The sequence below is a fragment of the Pseudomonas sp. B21-036 genome, from assembly GCF_024748925.1.
In the GTDB taxonomy this organism is placed as follows: Bacteria; Pseudomonadota; Gammaproteobacteria; order Pseudomonadales; family Pseudomonadaceae; genus Aquipseudomonas; species Aquipseudomonas palmensis.
On sequence record NZ_CP087178.1, the window covers coordinates 1498835 to 1515931 of the forward strand.

General features: G+C 63.1%; 21 protein-coding genes. 14 read left to right on the forward strand and 7 right to left on the reverse strand.

Annotated elements, in window-relative coordinates:
• Positions 1-59: 59 nt before the first annotated feature.
• From LOY33_RS06755 to LOY33_RS06765, 3 genes are all read left to right on the forward strand, one after another.
• Entirely contained in the window at positions 60-1277 is a 1218-nt protein-coding gene (locus tag LOY33_RS06755; protein ID WP_258662344.1) for a YcaO-like family protein, read from the forward strand.
• A gap of 80 nt (positions 1278-1357) precedes the next feature.
• On the forward strand, positions 1358-2623 hold the full coding sequence (locus LOY33_RS06760; protein WP_258662345.1) for a PLP-dependent aspartate aminotransferase family protein: 1266 nt from the start codon (positions 1358-1360) through the stop codon (positions 2621-2623).
• A gap of 188 nt (positions 2624-2811) precedes the next feature.
• A complete protein-coding gene (locus tag LOY33_RS06765; RefSeq protein ID WP_043864211.1) occupies positions 2812-3003 on the forward strand; it encodes a YhfL family protein in 192 nt (63 codons plus the stop codon).
• Positions 3004-3166: 163 nt separating this feature from the next.
• Here LOY33_RS06765 and LOY33_RS06770 read toward each other — a convergent pair whose 3' ends face one another.
• Positions 3167-3394: a YdcH family protein gene (locus LOY33_RS06770; protein ID WP_043864210.1), complete on the reverse strand. Its 228-nt coding sequence runs from the start codon at positions 3392-3394 to the stop codon at positions 3167-3169.
• A gap of 114 nt (positions 3395-3508) precedes the next feature.
• Here LOY33_RS06770 and LOY33_RS06775 point away from each other — a divergent pair, with 114 nt between their 5' ends.
• From LOY33_RS06775 to LOY33_RS06795, 5 genes are all read left to right on the forward strand, one after another.
• Positions 3509-3874, forward strand: a complete 366-nt coding sequence (locus LOY33_RS06775; RefSeq protein ID WP_058541519.1) for a 5-carboxymethyl-2-hydroxymuconate Delta-isomerase — start codon at positions 3509-3511, stop codon at positions 3872-3874.
• A 199-nt stretch (positions 3875-4073) separates the two neighbouring features.
• Positions 4074-5708, forward strand: coding sequence for a phosphoethanolamine transferase (locus LOY33_RS06780; RefSeq protein ID WP_258662346.1), 1635 nt, complete (start codon positions 4074-4076; stop codon positions 5706-5708).
• Positions 5709-5805: 97 nt separating this feature from the next.
• On the forward strand, positions 5806-6939 hold the full coding sequence (rnd, locus tag LOY33_RS06785; RefSeq protein ID WP_043864207.1) for a ribonuclease D: 1134 nt from the start codon (positions 5806-5808) through the stop codon (positions 6937-6939).
• Positions 6936-7229, forward strand: coding sequence for a YcgL domain-containing protein (locus tag LOY33_RS06790; protein ID WP_258662347.1), 294 nt, complete (start codon positions 6936-6938; stop codon positions 7227-7229). The genes rnd and LOY33_RS06790 overlap by 4 nt, the downstream gene beginning before the upstream one ends.
• Before the next feature lie 78 nt (positions 7230-7307).
• Positions 7308-8240, forward strand: a complete 933-nt coding sequence (locus LOY33_RS06795; protein ID WP_043864205.1) for a D-2-hydroxyacid dehydrogenase — start codon at positions 7308-7310, stop codon at positions 8238-8240.
• Positions 8241-8339: 99 nt separating this feature from the next.
• Here LOY33_RS06795 and LOY33_RS06800 read toward each other — a convergent pair whose 3' ends face one another.
• On the reverse strand, positions 8340-8933 hold the full coding sequence (locus LOY33_RS06800) for a nitroreductase family protein (protein WP_258662348.1): 594 nt from the start codon (positions 8931-8933) through the stop codon (positions 8340-8342).
• A 152-nt stretch (positions 8934-9085) separates the two neighbouring features.
• Here LOY33_RS06800 and LOY33_RS06805 point away from each other — a divergent pair, with 152 nt between their 5' ends.
• Together LOY33_RS06805 and LOY33_RS06810 are read left to right on the forward strand one after the other, a co-directional pair.
• Positions 9086-9532, forward strand: coding sequence for a YcgN family cysteine cluster protein (locus LOY33_RS06805; RefSeq protein WP_043864203.1), 447 nt, complete (start codon positions 9086-9088; stop codon positions 9530-9532).
• Positions 9533-9555: 23 nt separating this feature from the next.
• Entirely contained in the window at positions 9556-10776 is a 1221-nt protein-coding gene (locus tag LOY33_RS06810) for a hypothetical protein (protein WP_258662349.1), read from the forward strand.
• Here LOY33_RS06810 and LOY33_RS06815 read toward each other — a convergent pair.
• From LOY33_RS06815 to LOY33_RS06825, 3 genes are all read right to left on the reverse strand, one after another.
• The gene (locus tag LOY33_RS06815) at positions 10773-11138 is read right to left on the reverse strand and encodes a DUF2892 domain-containing protein (RefSeq protein WP_043864201.1); all 366 of its coding nucleotides are present in this window, start codon (positions 11136-11138) and stop codon (positions 10773-10775) included. The genes LOY33_RS06810 and LOY33_RS06815 overlap by 4 nt on opposite strands.
• Before the next feature lie 66 nt (positions 11139-11204).
• Positions 11205-11675, reverse strand: coding sequence for an RNA methyltransferase (locus LOY33_RS06820; protein WP_043864200.1), 471 nt, complete (start codon positions 11673-11675; stop codon positions 11205-11207).
• 65 nt (positions 11676-11740) lie between these two features.
• A complete protein-coding gene (locus tag LOY33_RS06825) occupies positions 11741-12115 on the reverse strand; it encodes a YajD family HNH nuclease (RefSeq protein ID WP_258662350.1) in 375 nt (124 codons plus the stop codon).
• Between the two features lie 126 nt (positions 12116-12241).
• On the opposite strand from LOY33_RS06825, the gene LOY33_RS06830 reads away from it, so the two are divergent.
• Positions 12242-12520 carry a hypothetical protein gene (locus LOY33_RS06830; RefSeq protein WP_043864198.1) on the forward strand — a complete coding sequence of 93 codons (279 nt, stop codon included), beginning with the start codon at positions 12242-12244 and terminating at the stop codon, positions 12518-12520.
• Here LOY33_RS06830 and LOY33_RS06835 read toward each other — a convergent pair.
• Complete coding sequence (locus tag LOY33_RS06835) at positions 12517-12990, reverse strand: cyclic nucleotide-binding domain-containing protein (protein WP_043864197.1); 474 nt, start codon at positions 12988-12990, stop codon at positions 12517-12519. The genes LOY33_RS06830 and LOY33_RS06835 overlap by 4 nt on opposite strands.
• Positions 12991-13126: 136 nt before the next feature.
• Complete coding sequence (locus tag LOY33_RS06840; RefSeq protein ID WP_236176943.1) at positions 13127-15178, reverse strand: S9 family peptidase; 2052 nt, start codon at positions 15176-15178, stop codon at positions 13127-13129.
• A gap of 84 nt (positions 15179-15262) precedes the next feature.
• On the opposite strand from LOY33_RS06840, the gene LOY33_RS06845 reads away from it, so the two are divergent.
• Genes LOY33_RS06845 through LOY33_RS06855 form a run of 3 tightly spaced genes read left to right on the forward strand, consistent with a single transcriptional unit; the run spans position 15263 to position 17089 of the window.
• The gene (locus tag LOY33_RS06845; protein ID WP_100634621.1) at positions 15263-15754 is read left to right on the forward strand and encodes an MFS transporter; all 492 of its coding nucleotides are present in this window, start codon (positions 15263-15265) and stop codon (positions 15752-15754) included.
• A gap of 24 nt (positions 15755-15778) precedes the next feature.
• Positions 15779-16555: a class II glutamine amidotransferase gene (locus tag LOY33_RS06850; protein WP_043864194.1), complete on the forward strand. Its 777-nt coding sequence runs from the start codon at positions 15779-15781 to the stop codon at positions 16553-16555.
• Between the two features lie 12 nt (positions 16556-16567).
• On the forward strand, positions 16568-17089 hold the full coding sequence (locus LOY33_RS06855) for a DUF2937 family protein (protein ID WP_054914961.1): 522 nt from the start codon (positions 16568-16570) through the stop codon (positions 17087-17089).
• Positions 17090-17097 lie beyond the last annotated feature (8 nt).

The window sequence follows — 17097 nt, forward strand, 5'->3', positions numbered from 1 at the left end:
ATGAATGAGGCGCTTGCTGCGCCTCATTTTTCTTTCAGCGTATATGGAAATTCCAGCCGATGAACATGATTGCTCCCGAACGAACGTTGTCATTGCAAGATGCAGAAAGTGTGATAGATCAGCACTTTATCAACGAAGGAATACAGGTAACCCTGAACCGTTACGGTAGCCCGCTGTCCAGCACTGTGGCCACGCTTGAATTCCCCTTTGACAGCCGTGACATGGAGTCTGTCGGCTGCGGAAAAGGGTATGAAGCAGAGGCGCGCATCGGCGCCAAGTATGAAGCGTATGAACATAGCATGGGGCCACTTCAACTACGCTCCCATAGCGCCTTGCAGTGTTTTGATTCGGTTGTTTCCCAACCGGCCCTGCAGGACGTACTGCCGGTGCAGATGCTTCGTCATTCGAAGACTGCACAGATGGCTGTCATCCACTTTGCGGCGCATGAAGCATCAGGCGGCGCTGATCTGCACTACCCGTCATTCCTGATCAATCATCAGTATGCCAATGAAGCCATCGCTGGCGATGATACCGACTATGGCGCTGCGCGCCGATATTCCTGTGGTACGGGTGTGGCAGCAGGCTACGGGTTCGCCGAGGCGGCGATACATGCCGCGAGCGAAGTCATAGAGCGCCACGGTATCGGCCGCTTTATTGCACAGCACTTCTTTTACGAGTGCAAAACACACATAAGAAAGATCGCTCACGCCTCGATGCCGCAAGCATTGCTGCAAACCTTGCGCGATGCGCAAGGTGCCATCGGGGCCTCGATCGAAGTGTTCGACGCCACCAGCCAGATACCCTATCCCGTTTTCATTGCCTATTGCCCAGACAAGACAATCGCCGATGTGCATGTGGTTGGCGGTGGCTGTTCGCTGTACCCGAGCCACGCCGCAGCACGCGCCATCAAGGAGCTGGTGCAGCAATACAAAGTCGCCGAAGGCCTGGAAGAGGTCACCCGGGAATGGACAGGTTCAAGGAACAACCTGGCACGGCACCCACGGCTGCTGCGGTGCCTGCGCCTGGCGTTTGATTCGACGCAGCGCGCCAGGATGACATCTGCCCCCATGCCACGCGACCCGGACAGAATGCCACTGGATCAACATTTGCTGCACCTGAAGCACGAGTGCTTCAAGGCGGATCATCCCATCTGGGTAAAGGAGCTGCATTGCAGCGCGGCCCAAGTGAGCCTGGCCTGTGCCGTCATGCCGAAAATGGAAAGGTTCTCCATCGTCTCGCTGGGTGGAAAAGTGGTGCCTTGCTACAAGTACGAGTAAACGGCACCACCCTCAGGTCGCCAGGGGCAGGTCATCATCAACGGGCTGGATCAGCCCTCTCTTTCGGAATCAGGCCATTCATGAGCCCAACCAAAAACGTGAGCCCGCGTGAACGGCAGCGCCGTGATTATCTGCTGTCTTCGCCACTCGGCGCTGCTACCCGCGCGATCCACCTGGGGCAACATGAGGCGGGCCTGGATCAGTTTCCAGTGCCCGCACTGATCTGCAATTCCGCGGCACTGTTGGACTCCGTTGAAGCGGGGAGGGACATGCTCGGCAATGCAGAGGGGGAAAACTTTGCCTACCAGCGCTACGCCAACCCCACCGTTTCCGTCCTGGAGGCGAAGTTTCGTGCCATCGAACACTGCGCCTACAGTCTGGCAGTCAACAGCGGAATGACCGCCTGCCTGCTGATCTTTCGTGCGCTGCTGGGCGCAGGTGACCACGTCATCGTGCCCCGCGGCCTGTTCTATGAAGTGATCGAACAGCTTGAGCATGAAACACGTCAGCGTGGCATGACGCTGTCGGTCATTGAAGCGTACGAAACGGCGGCGTTTCAGGCGGCCCTGCGGCCCGACACCAGAATGATCTTTATCGAGGCACCCACCAACCCGGCTTTTCTGGACATCAATATTGCGGAACTGGCGAAACTTTGCATGAAGAACGCCGTTCTTCTGGTTGTCGACAATACCTTTCTAACGCCACTTTGCCAGAAGCCGTTGTCGCTGGGGGCGGCAGTGACCTTGTATTCCACCACCAAGCATATCAATGGGCACGGTGATGTAATGGGCGGGATGGTAAGTACCAATGACCCGGATCTGTTCAAGGCATTGAAGTCTCACAGGGAAAGTGCCGGGCTGATCCTCGACCCGTTTTCGGCCTGGCTTACGGTGCGTGGTTTGAGAACACTTGCGCTCAGATTGAAAAAGCATGCCGACAATGCACTTGCTGTCATTGCCATGTTGAATCAGGAGTTTCCCACGTTGCAATGGCGTGCCGTATGGTCGACCAGGAGCGCACAGGCCAACGGCATTGATCCGTCATTGCATACAGGTCTTATTGCCATTGTGTTGCCTTCGCAGGAAGCGGGCACAATCTTTGTTAGTCAACTGCAATTGATACGAACAGGTACCACCTTCGGGAACATTGAATCCCTGTGTTATCACTACGGTAGTTTTGCCCGAGCAGGCGGCACCGACCTGGAGCGAATGGGCGTACCTCGCGGGTTGGTCCGGATCTCTGTGGGGCTGGAAGACACCGACGATATCAATGCAGACATCAGGAGCGCACTGCGCCTTGCCATGCCCGCCGAAGCCTCGGCAGCAGGCGAAGTGTCGCTGGTGTGAAGCTCGAGAATCTGAGCCGAAAATCAGAATGACCGTCGAAGTCGATTCGCAGGCCCTGCCCGGGCAACTAGCACGAACGTTCCATAAGACTTTGAAAGGTGTAACAAATCTTTTGATTTATTGTGCTGACCTCCCTACAATCGCCGCGCCATCAGTAAGACGGCGAATCGTAATTTAAGGGATTTAGAATGAAAAAGTTTATCAAGGCATCGGTCGCAATCGCTGTTGTTTCGGGTGTTGCCCTGCTGTCCGGTTGCACTGGCCAAGTGTACAACCAGCCAAAGAACTGCTCGTACGATTACCTGTTCCACCCTTCGGTTTCCATCTCCAAGGTTATTGGTGGCTGCGGTCCAATCGACAAACTGCCGCAGCAGCAGTAAGTTTGGCGTGATCAGGCCATTGCGGCCTGATCAAGAAACCCCGACACGCCAAGTGTCGGGGTTTTTTTTGGCTTGCCAATTACCTGGCAAAAAGTTGATATCAAAATGATATTAACTGTTGTGGTCAACCAAGATTTATCCAGCATGGCAAGCGGTACAACGCCTAGGCTTTGAGATGGTCGACGATCTCATCCTTGGTCAGCAGCCGTTTCTTGCGCAGTTCCGTCACCTGATCGTCCGTGGCGCTGCCGCTTTCTGCCTCGACCACTTGGGCGTCGATCGCGTTGTACTTCTCGTGCAACGTACTGAGCCGCGGGTCGGTTTTCTTTTTTTCGTCGAAGGCTTCCCTGGTCAGATTCAGGTCTGCAAGCAAATCGTGTTTGACCGGCATCTCTTCACCTCTGCTGATAGGTTGGTGGGCATGAACCTTCAGGATAGACGCGTTTGCCGCCACCCGCAGATGGGGTAGTCTGTCGAATCATTTCCCCCGACGGACGCCCGAGTCATGCCCCATCTGCACCTGGAATACAGCGCCAACCTGCGCGAGCTTGAAGTCGACAAGGTTCTGCTGCGCCTGAATCACGCGCTGGTCGGCAGTGGTCAGTTCGCCCAGGAACTGGATATCAAGAGTCGCGCGCGCGCCTTCGAACATTTTCGTGTGGGCGTGGCCCCGGTCGAGCGGGCATTTGTCTGTGTGCGGCTGTCGCTGCTCAGCGGCCGCTCCCCGGAGGTCAAGAAGCAGCTCTCGGGCAGCCTGCTCGAGGTGCTCAAGGATGCGGTGGTCGAGGTGAGCGGTCGCGAGCTTCAGTTGAGCGTCGAGCTGGTCGACATGGACCGCGACAGCTACGCCAAGGTACTGTTGCCCGCCTGACCGCTGTTCGGGAGCAGGGCGACAGGCCCTGCTCCTGAATAAAGGCTGAACAAGAAGTGTTCTGCCCTTCGTTCAATAAAGTGCAATTATTTGTTGGCGTCTTTTTCACGAAAAATTGATGGCACCCTGCCTACAGTCCGCCTTGTTTTTAATTGATGTTGCAATGACATCGTCCCGGACTTTCAAGAAGCGAAGCGCCATGTTCAAGTTAAAACCCCTGCGTGCCGAATGGGTAACGTTGATTGCCAGCCTGTACCTGTTGATCGGTTTCAACGCGGTGCTGTGGCAGCATGTTTTCAGTATCGTGCCGGGGGATGCCCCGGGCCTGGTGCTGCGCCTGGCGTTTGCCGTGCTGGTGTTCTGCGCGTTCAACCTGGTGCTGACCCTGGTGGCCTTCCGGCCCGTGTTCAAGCCGGTGCTGGCGGGGTTGTTCCTTGTCAGCGCGGGGGTGGCCTACTTCATGAATCGCTACGGCGTGCTGATCGATGTGGGCATGTTGCGCAATACCATGGAAACCAATGCCACCGAAGTGCGTGATCTGCTCTCGTTCACGTTGGCCGGCTATATCCTGTTACTGGGCGTAGTGCCGAGTATTCTTTTATATAAAACCCCGATTCTTTATCGCACCTTCCCCCGCGAGTTGTTGAGCAAGTTGGTGGTCGGTACGGCCAGCGCAACAGTACTGGGCGCGGTGGCATTGCTCAATTACCAGGGGCTTTCCTCGTTGTTTCGCAATCACCATGAACTGCACCTGATGGTCGTGCCCAGCAACTATGTCGGCGCCGCAGTAGCCTATGTCAGCGAGCAGCTAGGCAGCGCGCATGTACCGTTGCGCCGCATTGGCGAAGATGCCGTGCGCCCGCTGGCGGTAACGCCCCAGGCCCGCAAGTCGTTGACCGTGCTGGTGGTGGGCGAGAGCGCCCGCGCACAGAACTTCGGCCTGCTCGGTTACGACCGCGATACCACGCCTCAGCTGAGCAAGGAGGCGGGGCTGGTGGCCTTCAGCGACGTGCATTCGTGCGGCACCGAAACGGCGGTGTCGGTACCCTGCATGTTCTCCACCTTCACCCGCAAGCAGTATGACGCCAGCAAGGCCAGGAACCAGGAGGGCCTGCTCGACGTGCTGCAGCGTGCCGGCATCGCGGTGCACTGGCGCGACAACCAGTCCGGCTGCAAGGGCACCTGCGATCGCGTGGCGTTCGAGGATGTCAGCAACCTCAAGGACCCGGCCCTGTGCGTCGACAGCGAATGCCACGACGAAATCCTGTTGAAGGGGCTGGAGGCGATGCTCGACAACCTGCAGCAGGACACCGTGCTGGTACTGCACCAGATGGGCAGCCACGGGCCGGAGTACTTCAAGCGCTACCCCAAGGCCTACGAGCGTTTCACCCCGGTGTGCCGCAGCAATGCCCTGGACAAGTGCGACCGCCAGAGCATCATCAATGGCTACGACAACACCCTGGTGTACACCGACCACGTGCTGGCCACGCTGATCGACGTCCTGCGCAGTCGTCAGGACAAGGTCGACACCGCCATGCTGTACCTGTCCGACCATGGCGAGTCGCTGGGTGAGTACAACCTGTTCCTGCACGGCACGCCCTACATGCTCGCTCCCGAGCAGCAGAAGCACATACCGATGCTGGCGTGGTTTTCCGATGGCTATCGCAAGGACTACGCCGTCGATACCGACTGCCTGCAGCGCTCGCGCAACCAGCCGCTGAGCCAGGACAACCTGTTCCATTCGATGCTCGGCCTGCTGCGGGTGCACACCTCGGTGTACGACCCGCAACTGGACATGTTCGCCAGTTGCCGTCCGGTGGTCGCTACACACTGACCGCGTGCGCAGGCTGGCGAGGGAACGGCGGTCGAGCGGTTTCCCGGCGGTGGCCTGCGCCGTATATACTGCGCGCCATTGTTCGTGGGAGAGCCTTGTGGCCATCGATATTCACTGGATTTGCGACGACCGCAGCCTGGCCGAGCACTGCCGACAGTGGCGGCAGTTGCCTTATGTAGCGCTTGATACCGAATTCATGCGGGTTGACACGTTTTACCCCATCGCCGGTTTGATCCAGGTCGGCGACGGGCAGCGTGCCTTTCTGATCGATCCGTTGCTGATCGGCGACTGGCAGCCGCTGGCCGAGCTGCTCGAAGACAGCGCCGTGACCAAGGTGCTGCATGCCTGCAGCGAAGATCTCGAAGTGCTGATGCGCCTGACCGGCAGCCTGCCGGCGCCGCTGTTCGACACCCAACTGGCCGCCGGCTACCTGAATCTCGGGTTCTCCATGGGCTACTCGCGACTGGTGCAGGAAGTACTCGGCATCGAGCTGCCCAAGGGCGAGACCCGTTCGGACTGGCTGCAGCGCCCGCTGTCGGAAACCCAGGTCAGCTACGCCGCCGAAGATGCCGTGCACCTGGCCGAAGTCTACGAGCGCCTGCGCCCGCAGCTGTCCGAAGACAAGAATGCCTGGGTGCTGGAAGACGGCGCCGAGCTGGTGGCCCAACTGCGCCGCGAAACCGACCCCTACGAGCTGTACCGTGATGCCAAGCTGGCCTGGAAGCTGTCGCGTGCGCAACTGGCGGTACTGCGCGAGCTGTGCGCCTGGCGCGAACGCGAGGCGCGTGCGCGCAACCTGCCGCGCAACCGGGTGCTGCGCGAGCAATCGCTGTGGCCTCTGGCCCGTACCCAGCCCGACAATCTGTCGGCCCTGGCCAAGATCGAAGACATGCACCCGCGCACCATTCGCCAGGATGGCGAGTTCCTGCTCGAGCTGATCAAGAAGGCCGCCAGCGTGCCGCCCAGCGAGTGGCCGCCGGCCCTGCCCGAGCCCTTGCCGATCGAGGCTTCGGCGCTGCTCAAGCAGCTGCGTGCCATCGGTCAGGCCGAAGGCGAGCGCCTGGGCATCGCGCCCGAACTGATGCTGCGCAAGAAAACCCTCGAGGCGCTGCTCAAGAGCGGCTACCCCAACGGGCCCTATCAACTGCCTGATTCGTTGCGCGGCTGGCGCCGCGAGCGGATGGGCCAGGCGCTGCTCGATTGCCTGGCCGGCACCGGAGACCAGCCATGAAACGTATCTGCTCGATCTACAAGAGCCCGCGCAAGAATGAAATGTACCTCTACGTGCTCAAGGCCGATGGCCTGGAGCGCGTGCCCGAGGGGCTGCTGCCGGCCTTTGGCAAGCCGGTGCATGCCTTCGACCTGGTGTTGACCCCCCAACGCCAACTGGCCCGCGAAGACATCACCCAGGTGCTGGCCAATCTGGAGAAGCAGGGCTACCACCTGCAGATGCCGCCACTTGAAGACGAGTACATCGAGCATCTTCCCGAAGAGCTGTTGCGGCGCAACGACCCGGTCTGAGCTTTTTTCTGTCTTGCATGGCGCGGCCCGCGCAGTGAGCGGGCCAGCGCCGTGGTTTATGCCAAGGTTATCCAAAACATGCGCGTTCTGATCGTTGAACAGGATCATGCCCTTTACGCTCGCCTGCTGCGCGAGATGGCACCGGACCTCGAGGTAGTGACCAGCGGCGACTCTGCCGAACTGTCGAAGCTGGCAGCAGAGTGCCCGGTGTGGCTCGGCCAGCCCGATCTGCTGGCCACCCTGCTGCGTCAGGGCCACGGCCCTGCCTGGGTGCAGTCGACCTGGGCCGGCATCACCCCGCTGTTGGTCGACGGCTTGCCGCGTGGCTATCGCCTGACGCGGGCGGTGGGCATCTTTGGCCAGGTGATGGCCGAGTACGTGCTCACCTACATGCTCGGCCATGAGCGCGAGGTGCTCGCGCGCGTGCTCAGCCAGGTGGAACGCAAGTGGGACGGGCGCCTGGGGCGCAGCCTGGAAGGGCGGCGCGTGCTGATCGTGGGCACCGGTGACATCGGCCAGCAGGTTGCCGAGTTCCTGCTGCCCTTCGGTGTCACCTTGTATGGCGTGGCCAGCCAGGCCCGCGTACAGGCGCCGTTTGTCGAGGTGGCCGGCCTGGATGAGCTGGGACGGTTGGTGGGCGAGGTGGATTATGTGGTCAACCTGCTGCCCGATACGCCTGCCACCCACGACCTGTACAACGCCGCGCTGTTCGCCAGGTTCAACCCCCAGGCGCTGTTCATCAATGCCGGGCGCGGGGTGTCGGTGGTCGATGCCGACCTGGTCGAGGCGCTGAAGCTGGGGCACCTGGCGGGCGCGGTGATCGATGTCTGCCGCCAGGAGCCGCTGCCGCAGCGTCATCCGTTCTGGACCGCCTGGGGCCTGCTGCTGACCGGGCACAGCTCGGCGCCGACCTCGCCGACGGCGATGGTGCGTTTGTTCGTGGAGAATCTGCGGGCATACGAGGCGGGGCAGGCGTTGCGTGGCGAGGTGGATTTCGAGCGGGGCTACTGACTGAAACCGCGTCGCAGCCTTCGTTGGCAAGGCCGGCGCCTACAGGAGATCCTTTAGGCGCCGGCCTTGCCGGCGAACGGGGCGCCGCGAACTTCAGCCCTACAGTCTGAAATCACCCTCGGCCGCCAGCTCGCTCAACGGCTTGCGCGGGCTTGGCACTTCACGGGCCTGCAGGTACTCGGCCAGGCTGGCCTTGTCGCCCAGCTTGCCGATGGCGACCATCGCATGCAGTTCATAGCCGTCCGGAATCTTCAGCTCCTTGCGCGCCAGCACTTGGTCGAACCCGGCCATGCCGTGGGTATGCCAGCCACTGATGCTGGCCTGCAACGCCAGGTGGCCCCAGGCCGAGCCGGTGTCGAAGGTGTGCCACAGCGCCGGGGTTTCTTCGCTGGCGCCTGGGGCGGTAAAGGTGGTCTTGGAAATCACCAGCACCAGCGCCGAGGCGTGCTGGGCCCAGCTGCGGTTGAATTCGTTGAGCAGGCCCAGGAAGCGCTCCCAGTTCGGCGTGTCACGGCGCGCGAACAGAAAGCGCCATGGCTGCGAGTTGTAGGCCGAGGGGGCCCAGCGCGCCGCTTCGAAGAAGCTCAGCAGGGTGTCTTCGGCAATCGGTTCGGCGGTAAACGCCCGGGGCGACCAGCGCTGGATGAACTGCTCGGCAATGGCATAGTCGGCAACGCGAGGGTTGGCACTCATGGAGGGGTTCCTGACGGGGTGGGAAAACACACAGCCTGTCAAACTACTGCGTGGCGCCAGCCCTGACAAGCGGTCTGGCAAAGCCCGGCCACACGCCCTAGACTGGCGCCGCCACGCGCGCGCACTTGAATTGAAACAGGACAAAACGCACCATGCCTGCCACCCAACCCTTCTGGATCAGCAAGCCCCTCGATCAGCTCGATCGCCAGGAGTGGGAGTCGCTGTGCGATGGGTGCGGCCTGTGCTGCCTGCAAAAGCTCGAGGACGAAGACGACAACAGCGTCTACTACACCAGCATTGCCTGCAAGCTGCTCGACCTCAAGACCTGCCAGTGCAGCGATTACCCCAACCGCTTTGCCTCGGTACCCGACTGCATCCAGCTCACCCCGGGCAAGGCCGACCAGTTCAAGTGGCTGCCGCCCACCTGTGGCTATCGGCTGGTCAGCGAGGGCAAGGACCTGCCCAGCTGGCATCACCTGGTCAGTGGCGATCGCGAGCAGGTGCACAAGCAACGCATTTCGTGGTCTGGACGCATGCTCAGTGAAGACAGCGTGGCCGAAGACGATTGGGAAGACTATCTGATTTTCCGCGCCGGCTGAGGCTGCGGCGCAAGGGGATGTGAATGGAGATACGTCGCTGTTTGCTGGGGGCTGCGCTGTTGCTGGCGAGCCATGGCGCCTGGGCGAAGAAGGTCGACCTGGATTACCACGTGCGCCTGTTGCCCCAGAGCGGGCAGGCCGAGGTGCGCCTGACCCTGGCCGACGGCGCAGCGGTGCGCAGCCTGGATTTCGACCTGGGCAAGGAAGCCGTCTACAGCGATTTCAAGGCCGATGGCGCCTGGCAGTTGCAGGCCGGAGCACGCCGTGGCCTGTGGCAGCCGGGGGCGGGAGTGTCCAGCCTGAGCTACCGGGTACAGCTTAACCATGCCCTGAAGAACGCCGGCTACGACAGCCGCATCACTGCGCAATGGGCCTTGTTCCGGGGCGATGACCTGGTGCCTGCCGCACGCCTCGACCAGCAGGACGGCACCGAGCTGGTCGCGCGCCTGATGTTCGAGTTGCCGGGCGACTGGAAGAGTGTCGAAACGCCCTGGCCGCGGATTGGCAAGCAGCGTTTCCGCATCGACAACCCTTCGCGGTTGTTCGACCGGCCTACCGGCTGGATGCTCGCCGGCAACCTGGGCAGCCGGCGCACCCGTCTGGGCGAGACCGAGGTCACCGTCGCCGGGCCCCAGGGCCAGGGCCTGCGGCGCATGGACACCCTGACCCTGCTGACCTTCGTGTGGCCACAGCTGCAGAGCGTGTTCCCGCGCAACCCGCCCAAGCTGCTGCTGGTGGGCGCCCGCGACCAGTTATGGCGCGGCACCCGGGCCGGCTACCACTCGATCTACCTCAACAGCAATCGCCCATTGGTCAACGAGAACGGCAGCAGCCCGTTGTTGCGCGAACTGGTGCGGGTGTTCGCCCAGGTCAACGACCAGGAGCGCAGTGACTGGATTGGCGAGGGGCTGGCCGAATACTACGGCATCGAACTGCTGCGCCGTGCCGGCGGCATCACCGAGGACCGCTACCAGGCGGTGCAGGCCCGGCTGGCCAGGCAAGGTGAAAAGGTCACCACGCTGCGCGGCGAGCAGATCACCGATGCGGGGGTGGCCCGTGCGGTGTTGCTGCTGCAGGCGCTGGACCGCGAGATCCGCCTGCACACGCATAACCAGCGTTCGCTGGACGACGTGACCCAGGGCCTGATGCGCCTCAACAGCGTCAGCACCGCGGAGTTCATCCAGCTCAGTGAAAACGTGCTGGGGCGTGGCTCCGAGGTGCTGGACACCAAGCTGTTGCGTTAGGCCTTGGGGCTTTTGAGCGAGTCGTTGCCGGTGACCGTGGCGCTGTGGGTGGCCGCTTGCGCATTGGCCTTCAGCACGCTGAGCTCTTCACCGGTGCGTTCGATCTTGCTGCGGATCTGATCCAGGTCGCGGCGCCCGCGCTCGATCAGGCTCTTGGCCGAACTGTGTCCGGTGATGCCCCGGGCCAGCGCCACGCCGCCGATGGCGATCTGGATCAGGCCGAAGAAACCGCCGCGACGCAGCCCCTTGCCGACCATCACTACACCTGTGGCCAGGGAGCCAGCGCGCTCCCAGCCTTGCACGTTGTGTTCGGTCTTGCTCTGAAACGGTGTGGCCAGGGTCAGGGTCTTGTTCTGGGACATGGTCGTACTCCTGTGGGGGCATGGATAGTCAGCAGACCGCCAGGGCCGCCAGGACGTTCCCGCGGATTACTTGAATTTGGGCCCGGAGCGGGTGTTCAGGCCCTTGGCCATGCGGTCGTAGAGCACCACGTTGACGGTGGCAGCGAGGTTCATGCAGCCATTGGTCGGGATGTAGATGGTCTCTTCGCACCAGGCGCGCACGTCGGCATCCAGCGAGCCGTCTTCAGGGCCGAAGATGTAGATCGCGCGGTCGGGGTGGGTGTATTCGGGCAGCGGGCGGGCGCCCTCGACCAGTTCGACGGCAACCGGTGTGCAGCCCAGCGGGATGATCTTCTGCAGGTCGTCGATGCCGATCAGCGGGATGTCATAGTGCACCCGCTTGGTGTCGGTGACGAAGTCGCGGGCGCGCTCGTAGCGCTTGCCGGTGTAGAACACCGAGTTCACGCCATAGCAACCCGCCGCACGCATCACCGAACCGACGTTCTCCGCTGATTTGGGGTTGAACAGACCAATGCAGCTGTACCGTTTGTTCGCCACGTGCCGGGGCCCTTGAGAAAAAAGACGCGATTATACGGGCTTGCCGGCACGGGTGGGGCGCAGGGTCAGTCTTTCTTGAGCAGCCCGGCCAGCCCGGCGAACGGGTTATGGGTGGCCTTGGCGATGCTTGGGCTGGCGGTGGAGCCTTCGCTGAAGTACTGCTGGTCGGTGTAGCGCGAGTGCTCGTTGTCGTGGCAGTACAGGCACAGCAGTTCCCAGTTCGAACCGTCCTGGGGGTTGTTGTCGTGGTTGTGGTCGCGGTGGTGCACGGTCAGTTCGCTCAGGCGCTTGCCGGCGAATTCGCGGGCGCAGCGGCCGCACACGTGGAGGTACATGCGCAGGGCCTTGTCGCGGTAGCCCATTTCCTTGTCGCGCTTGGCATCGGCGAGGATGCGGTCCAGCCGCGCGGTGGCGGCGGCGGAAGAGGTTGCCGAACTCATGGTTGTACCTTTCTCGGGCTTGTTACGGTTATGCCGTGAAGTTTAGCGCCATGACGGGCATTTCGGACAGGCAAACCGCAGCGCTTGCGCGTAGCCTGTAGGCAGCACTCTCCAGGAGCCCGCCCCATGCGCCATGCGAGCATTGCCCTGCTGTTGATTGCCTGGCTCGGCCAGGCCCAGGCTGCGGACCTGCAGCCACGCACCCTCGCACCGGTACCGGGTGCACCGGGTACGCCCACGCCCACCCCTTACCCGCAGGTGGCCCCGTCGACCATCCCCCGTGCAGGGCAGGGCTCGTCGGGTGCGCCGCTGTTGCCGCCGATTCCCTTGCCCAGCCCGCCGAAGGACCAGCCGCTGCCAGGGCTTGCGCCGGATGCCGGCAAGGACAAACCGCGCGAGGGCTAGACCTGCTGCGAGAGACGCTGGCCGTCGAGCATGCGCAGGCGACGCGACAGTGCCACGGCCAGGGCGCGGATGATCTTGGCGGCCACCTTGGGCGTTTCGTTGAGCATTTTTTCCAGTGAGTCCTTGCCCAGGTTGAGCAGTTGACAGTCGCTGGCGGCCACGCAGCTGGCCGATCGGCGTTCGCCGTCCAGCACGGCCATCTCGCCAAAGGCGCGGCCCTTGCGCAGGGTGGCGATCTCCACCTGATGCTCGTCGGGGTCGGTCTTGCGTACCGATACCTGGCCCGCGTGGATGATGCACATGAAGGTGCCGGCATCGCCTTCGTGGAAGATTTCCTCGCCCTGGGCGATGGTGCTGATGCTGAAGTAGCCGGCAGCGGTCTGAAAGTCAGGCGGCAGCAGTTGGTCGAACAGGCCGCAGTCCATGAGCATGTCGCGAATTTCGTTGTTCAGGGAAGTCGGGTCGGGCATCGCGGTTGGTCTTTTTCTTGGAGGTTTGTGGTGTCTGGTTTTCGCCGTCAAGGCCGGCTCCTGCAATGGCCAGTGCATAGCTTGCAGGAGCCGGCCTTGCCGGCGAATTGCTGATTCAGACAACAGAAATCCTGAATTACACCAGGCCCAGCACTTTAAATACGAACGCGTACTCCAGTGCCACGTCCTTGAGCCCCTGGTAGCGCCCGCTCATGCCGCCATGCCCGGCGCCCATCTCGGTCTTGAGCAGCAGCAGGTTGTCATCGGTCTTGTGCACGCGCAGCTTGGCCACCCACTTGGCCGCCTCCCAGTACTGCACGCGGCTGTCGTTGTAACCGGCCACCACCAGCAGGGCAGGGTAGGCCTGGGCCTTCACGTTCTCGTAGGGCGCATACGCCTTGATGCGCGCGTGCACCTCGGGCTCCTGCGGGTTGCCCCACTCGTCATACTCGGTGACGGTCAGCGGCAGATCGGGGTCGAGCATGGTGTTGAGCACGTCGACGAACGGCACCTCGGCAATCGCCGCCTTGAACAGCTCGGGACGCTGGTTGAGCACCGCGCCGATCAGCAGCCCGCCGGCACTGCCGCCACTGATCGCCAGGTGCTCGGCATCGGTCACGCCGGTGGCGATCAGGTGTTCGGCGCAGGCGATGAAGTCGCTGAAGGTGTTGGGCTTGTGCTCCTGCTTGCCGGCCCGGTACCAGGCCTCGCCCAGTTCGCCGCCGCCGCGCACGTGGGCAATGGCGAAGGCCACGCCGCGCTCCAGCAGGCTCAGGCGCGCATGGGAAAACCACGGGTCCAGGCTTTCGCCGTAGGCACCGTAGCCGTACAGGTACAGCGGCACCGGCTTGCCGAGGTCCTCACGGCGCTGAACCAGGCTGATCGGTACCTGCGTGCCGTCGCCGGCGGTGGCCCACAGGCGCTGGCTGACGTAGGCGTCGGGGTCGAACGGGCCGAGCACCGGGGTCTGCTTGAGCACCTGCTGCTGACCATCGGCAAGCGTCAGCTGGCGTACCTGCGCAGGGCGGTTCAGCGCCTCGTAGCGCAGGCGGATGCGTGGGCTGTCGAACTCCAGGCTGTCCTGCACGTACAGGCTGTAGGCTGCATCCGGCAGCTCGACGCGGTAGGTGGGCAGGCCGTGGGGGCGCACCTCGATGATCGGCAGGCCGCCCTCGCGCAGGCTCAGGGTCAGGGCGCTGGCGTTCAGGGTCAGCCCCTCGAGCATCACGGTGTCGCGGTGCGGCACCAGTACCTGCCACTGCTCGTGGGTTGGCAGGGTGTCGGCCGGGCCGTGGAACAGGGCGAAATTGATGCCTTGCTGGTTGCTGCGGATGAACCAGTGCCAGTGGCCGTTCAACTGGCCATGGTCAGGGTAGTACTCATGGCCTTCGACCCGTGGTGCCAGGCAGGTGAACGCCTGTTCCGGGGTGTGCGCATCCAGTACCCAGGCCTCGCTGGTGGTCTTGCTGTTGAGCAGCAGGATCAGCTGGCGCTCGGAGCTGGCGCGGTAGCAGTGCAGGAAGAAGCGACCGTCGGCCTCCTCGAACACCTGCACCGCCCCCTGGGTGCCCAGGCGATGACGCATCAGCCGGTGCGGGCGGTGGGTGTCGTCCAGTTCGGCGAAGAACAGCGTCTGGCTGTCGTTGGCCCAGGTCATGCTGCCGTCGCAGTCTTCGAACGGCAGCTGTTCGACCGCGCCGCTGGCCAGGTCCTTGACGTACAGGGTGTAGACCTCGTCGCCGCTGGTATCCAGGCTGTAGGCCAGGCGCTGGTGGTCGGGGCTGATGTTGAAGGCGCCCAGGCTGAGGAAGCCACCGGCGGCCAGCAGGTTGGGGTCCAGCAGCAGCTCTTCGCGGCTTTCATCGACCGTCGGCGAATCGTCGGCCGGGCGTGGGCAGCGGTAATGACGCGGGTACTCGTCGCCGGCGGTGGTGCGGGTGTAGTAAAGGTAGGGGCCCCAGGGCGAGGCCAGCGACAGGTCGGTTTCGAGAATGCGGCCACGGATCTCTTCGAACAGCTGCTCGCGCAACCCGGCCTGGTCGGCCAGTTGCGCCTCCTGATAGGCGTTTTCCGCGTTCAGGTAGGCCAGCACCTCGGGGGTGTCCCGGGCCTGCAACCAGGCATAGGGATCGGTGCCGGCATCCTGGCGGGCGATCGGGGCTTGGGGGGCGTTGGCAGCTGCGGACATGCGGGGTTCTCTTTGCTGGGGCGCGCCTGCGCGCTGAAAAGTCGTTATCATAAGCATCTATTTGCCTAGCTTGCCACGGACGCCATGACCGAGAACGATTATCTGCTCGCCTGGGGACTCTATGCCCTGGCCGCCCTGGGTTGCCTGCTGGTGGGCTTTCGCCTGACCGCGTGGATGTGGCGCTGGTTGCGCGAGCCGCTGCGGGTGATCATGGCAGTGCTGCTGCTGACCCCGACCATCATCGACCCGGTGAAGGAGAAGTTTGCCCCGGCCATTGCCATCACTGCCCTGGACCTGGCCTTCAAGGTCGGCAACAACGTGCTGCGCGCCGCGTCCGACCTGGCCATGTACGGCATGATCGCGTTCATCCTGTATGCCGTGTTCGTGCTGCTGCGCTGGCCGCTGGAGCGCCGTGCCAAGGCCCGCCGCGCCGCTGCCGAAGCCGCCGCCAGGCGCGATGCCGACGAGCCGCTGGACGACCAGCCGTTCGCCGCCGACAGCCGTGACCGCTACCGCAGCGAACCCCCTGAAGCACCCGCCGGCGGCAGCCGCGAGCGCCTCGAACCGCGTTTGTAAGATCCGCCCTGGAGCGACCCCTGCATGTGTGAATTACTGGGCATGAGCGCCAATGTCCCTACCGATATCGTGTTCAGCTTCACCGGGCTGATGCAGCGTGGCGGACGTACCGGGCCGCACCGTGACGGCTGGGGCATCGGCTTCTATGAAGGCCGTGGCCTGCGCCTGTTCCAGGACCCGGCGGCCAGCTGCGAGTCGGAAGTCGCCAACCTGGTGCAGCGTTATCCGATCAAGAGCGAGGTGGTCATCGGCCACATTCGCCAGGCCAACGTGGGCAAGGTATGCCTGTCCAACACCCACCCGTTCGTGCGCGAACTGTGGGGGCGCAACTGGTGCTTCGCACACAACGGCCAGCTGGGCGACTTCCAGGGGCAACGCACCTTCTACCGCCCGGTGGGCGATACCGACAGCGAGGCCGCCTTCTGCGACCTGCTCAACCGCATCCGCGAGGCATTCCCCGAGCCGGTCGAGGTCGAGGAGCTGATCCCGGTGCTGGTGCAGGCCTGCGCCGAGTTCCGTGGCAAGGGCGTGTTCAACTGCCTGCTCAGCGATGGCGACTGGCTGTTCTGCTTCTGTTCGACCAAGCTGGTACACATCACCCGGCGCGCACCGTTCGGCCCGGCGCGGCTCAAGGACGTGGACATGATCGTCGACTTCCAGGCCGAGACCACGCCCAACGACGTGGTCACCGTCATTGCCACCGAGGCCTTGACCGAGGACGAGATCTGGCACCGCTACGAGCCTGGCCAGTGGGGCCTGTGGCGGCGCGGTGAATGCATTGCCCAGGGTCAGGCCAGCTAAGGATCAGCCTTCATGTTCAGAAGTTACCTGCGTTTGCTGTTGTTTACCTTCGGCCTGCTGGTCGGTGTGCAGATCCCCGGGCTGATCAACGATTACACCCAGCGGGTCGAGGCGCACCTGCTCGAATCGCGCGAGGGCCTCAAGGGCTTCAACCAGACCGCGCAGCGCTTTTTCAATGGCGACCTGCAGGCGCTGGTACGTCACTACCGTGCCAGCGACGACCCGGTGTTCAACAGCGATGCCGACAGCATCGACAGCCTGGTGGCGCGCAATCGCCTGCTCGAAGAAGAGTGGCAGACCCTGCAGCGCCCGTGGCTGGTACGCACCTGGCACGTACTGGTGGCGGCCGACCCGGCCTTGCGCGAGGAAACCCTCAAGGGCTACAGCTACCAGATCCTGCTGGCGCCCGAGGCGATGGCCTGGGGCCTGGCCAGCGCCATGCTGCTGGCACTGGTGATCGAGAGCCTGCTGATGCTGATCGGCTGGGCGATCCTCGGCGGTCGGCGCAAGCCGGTGGAGCCGAGCTGGCGCTAGACGGCCTC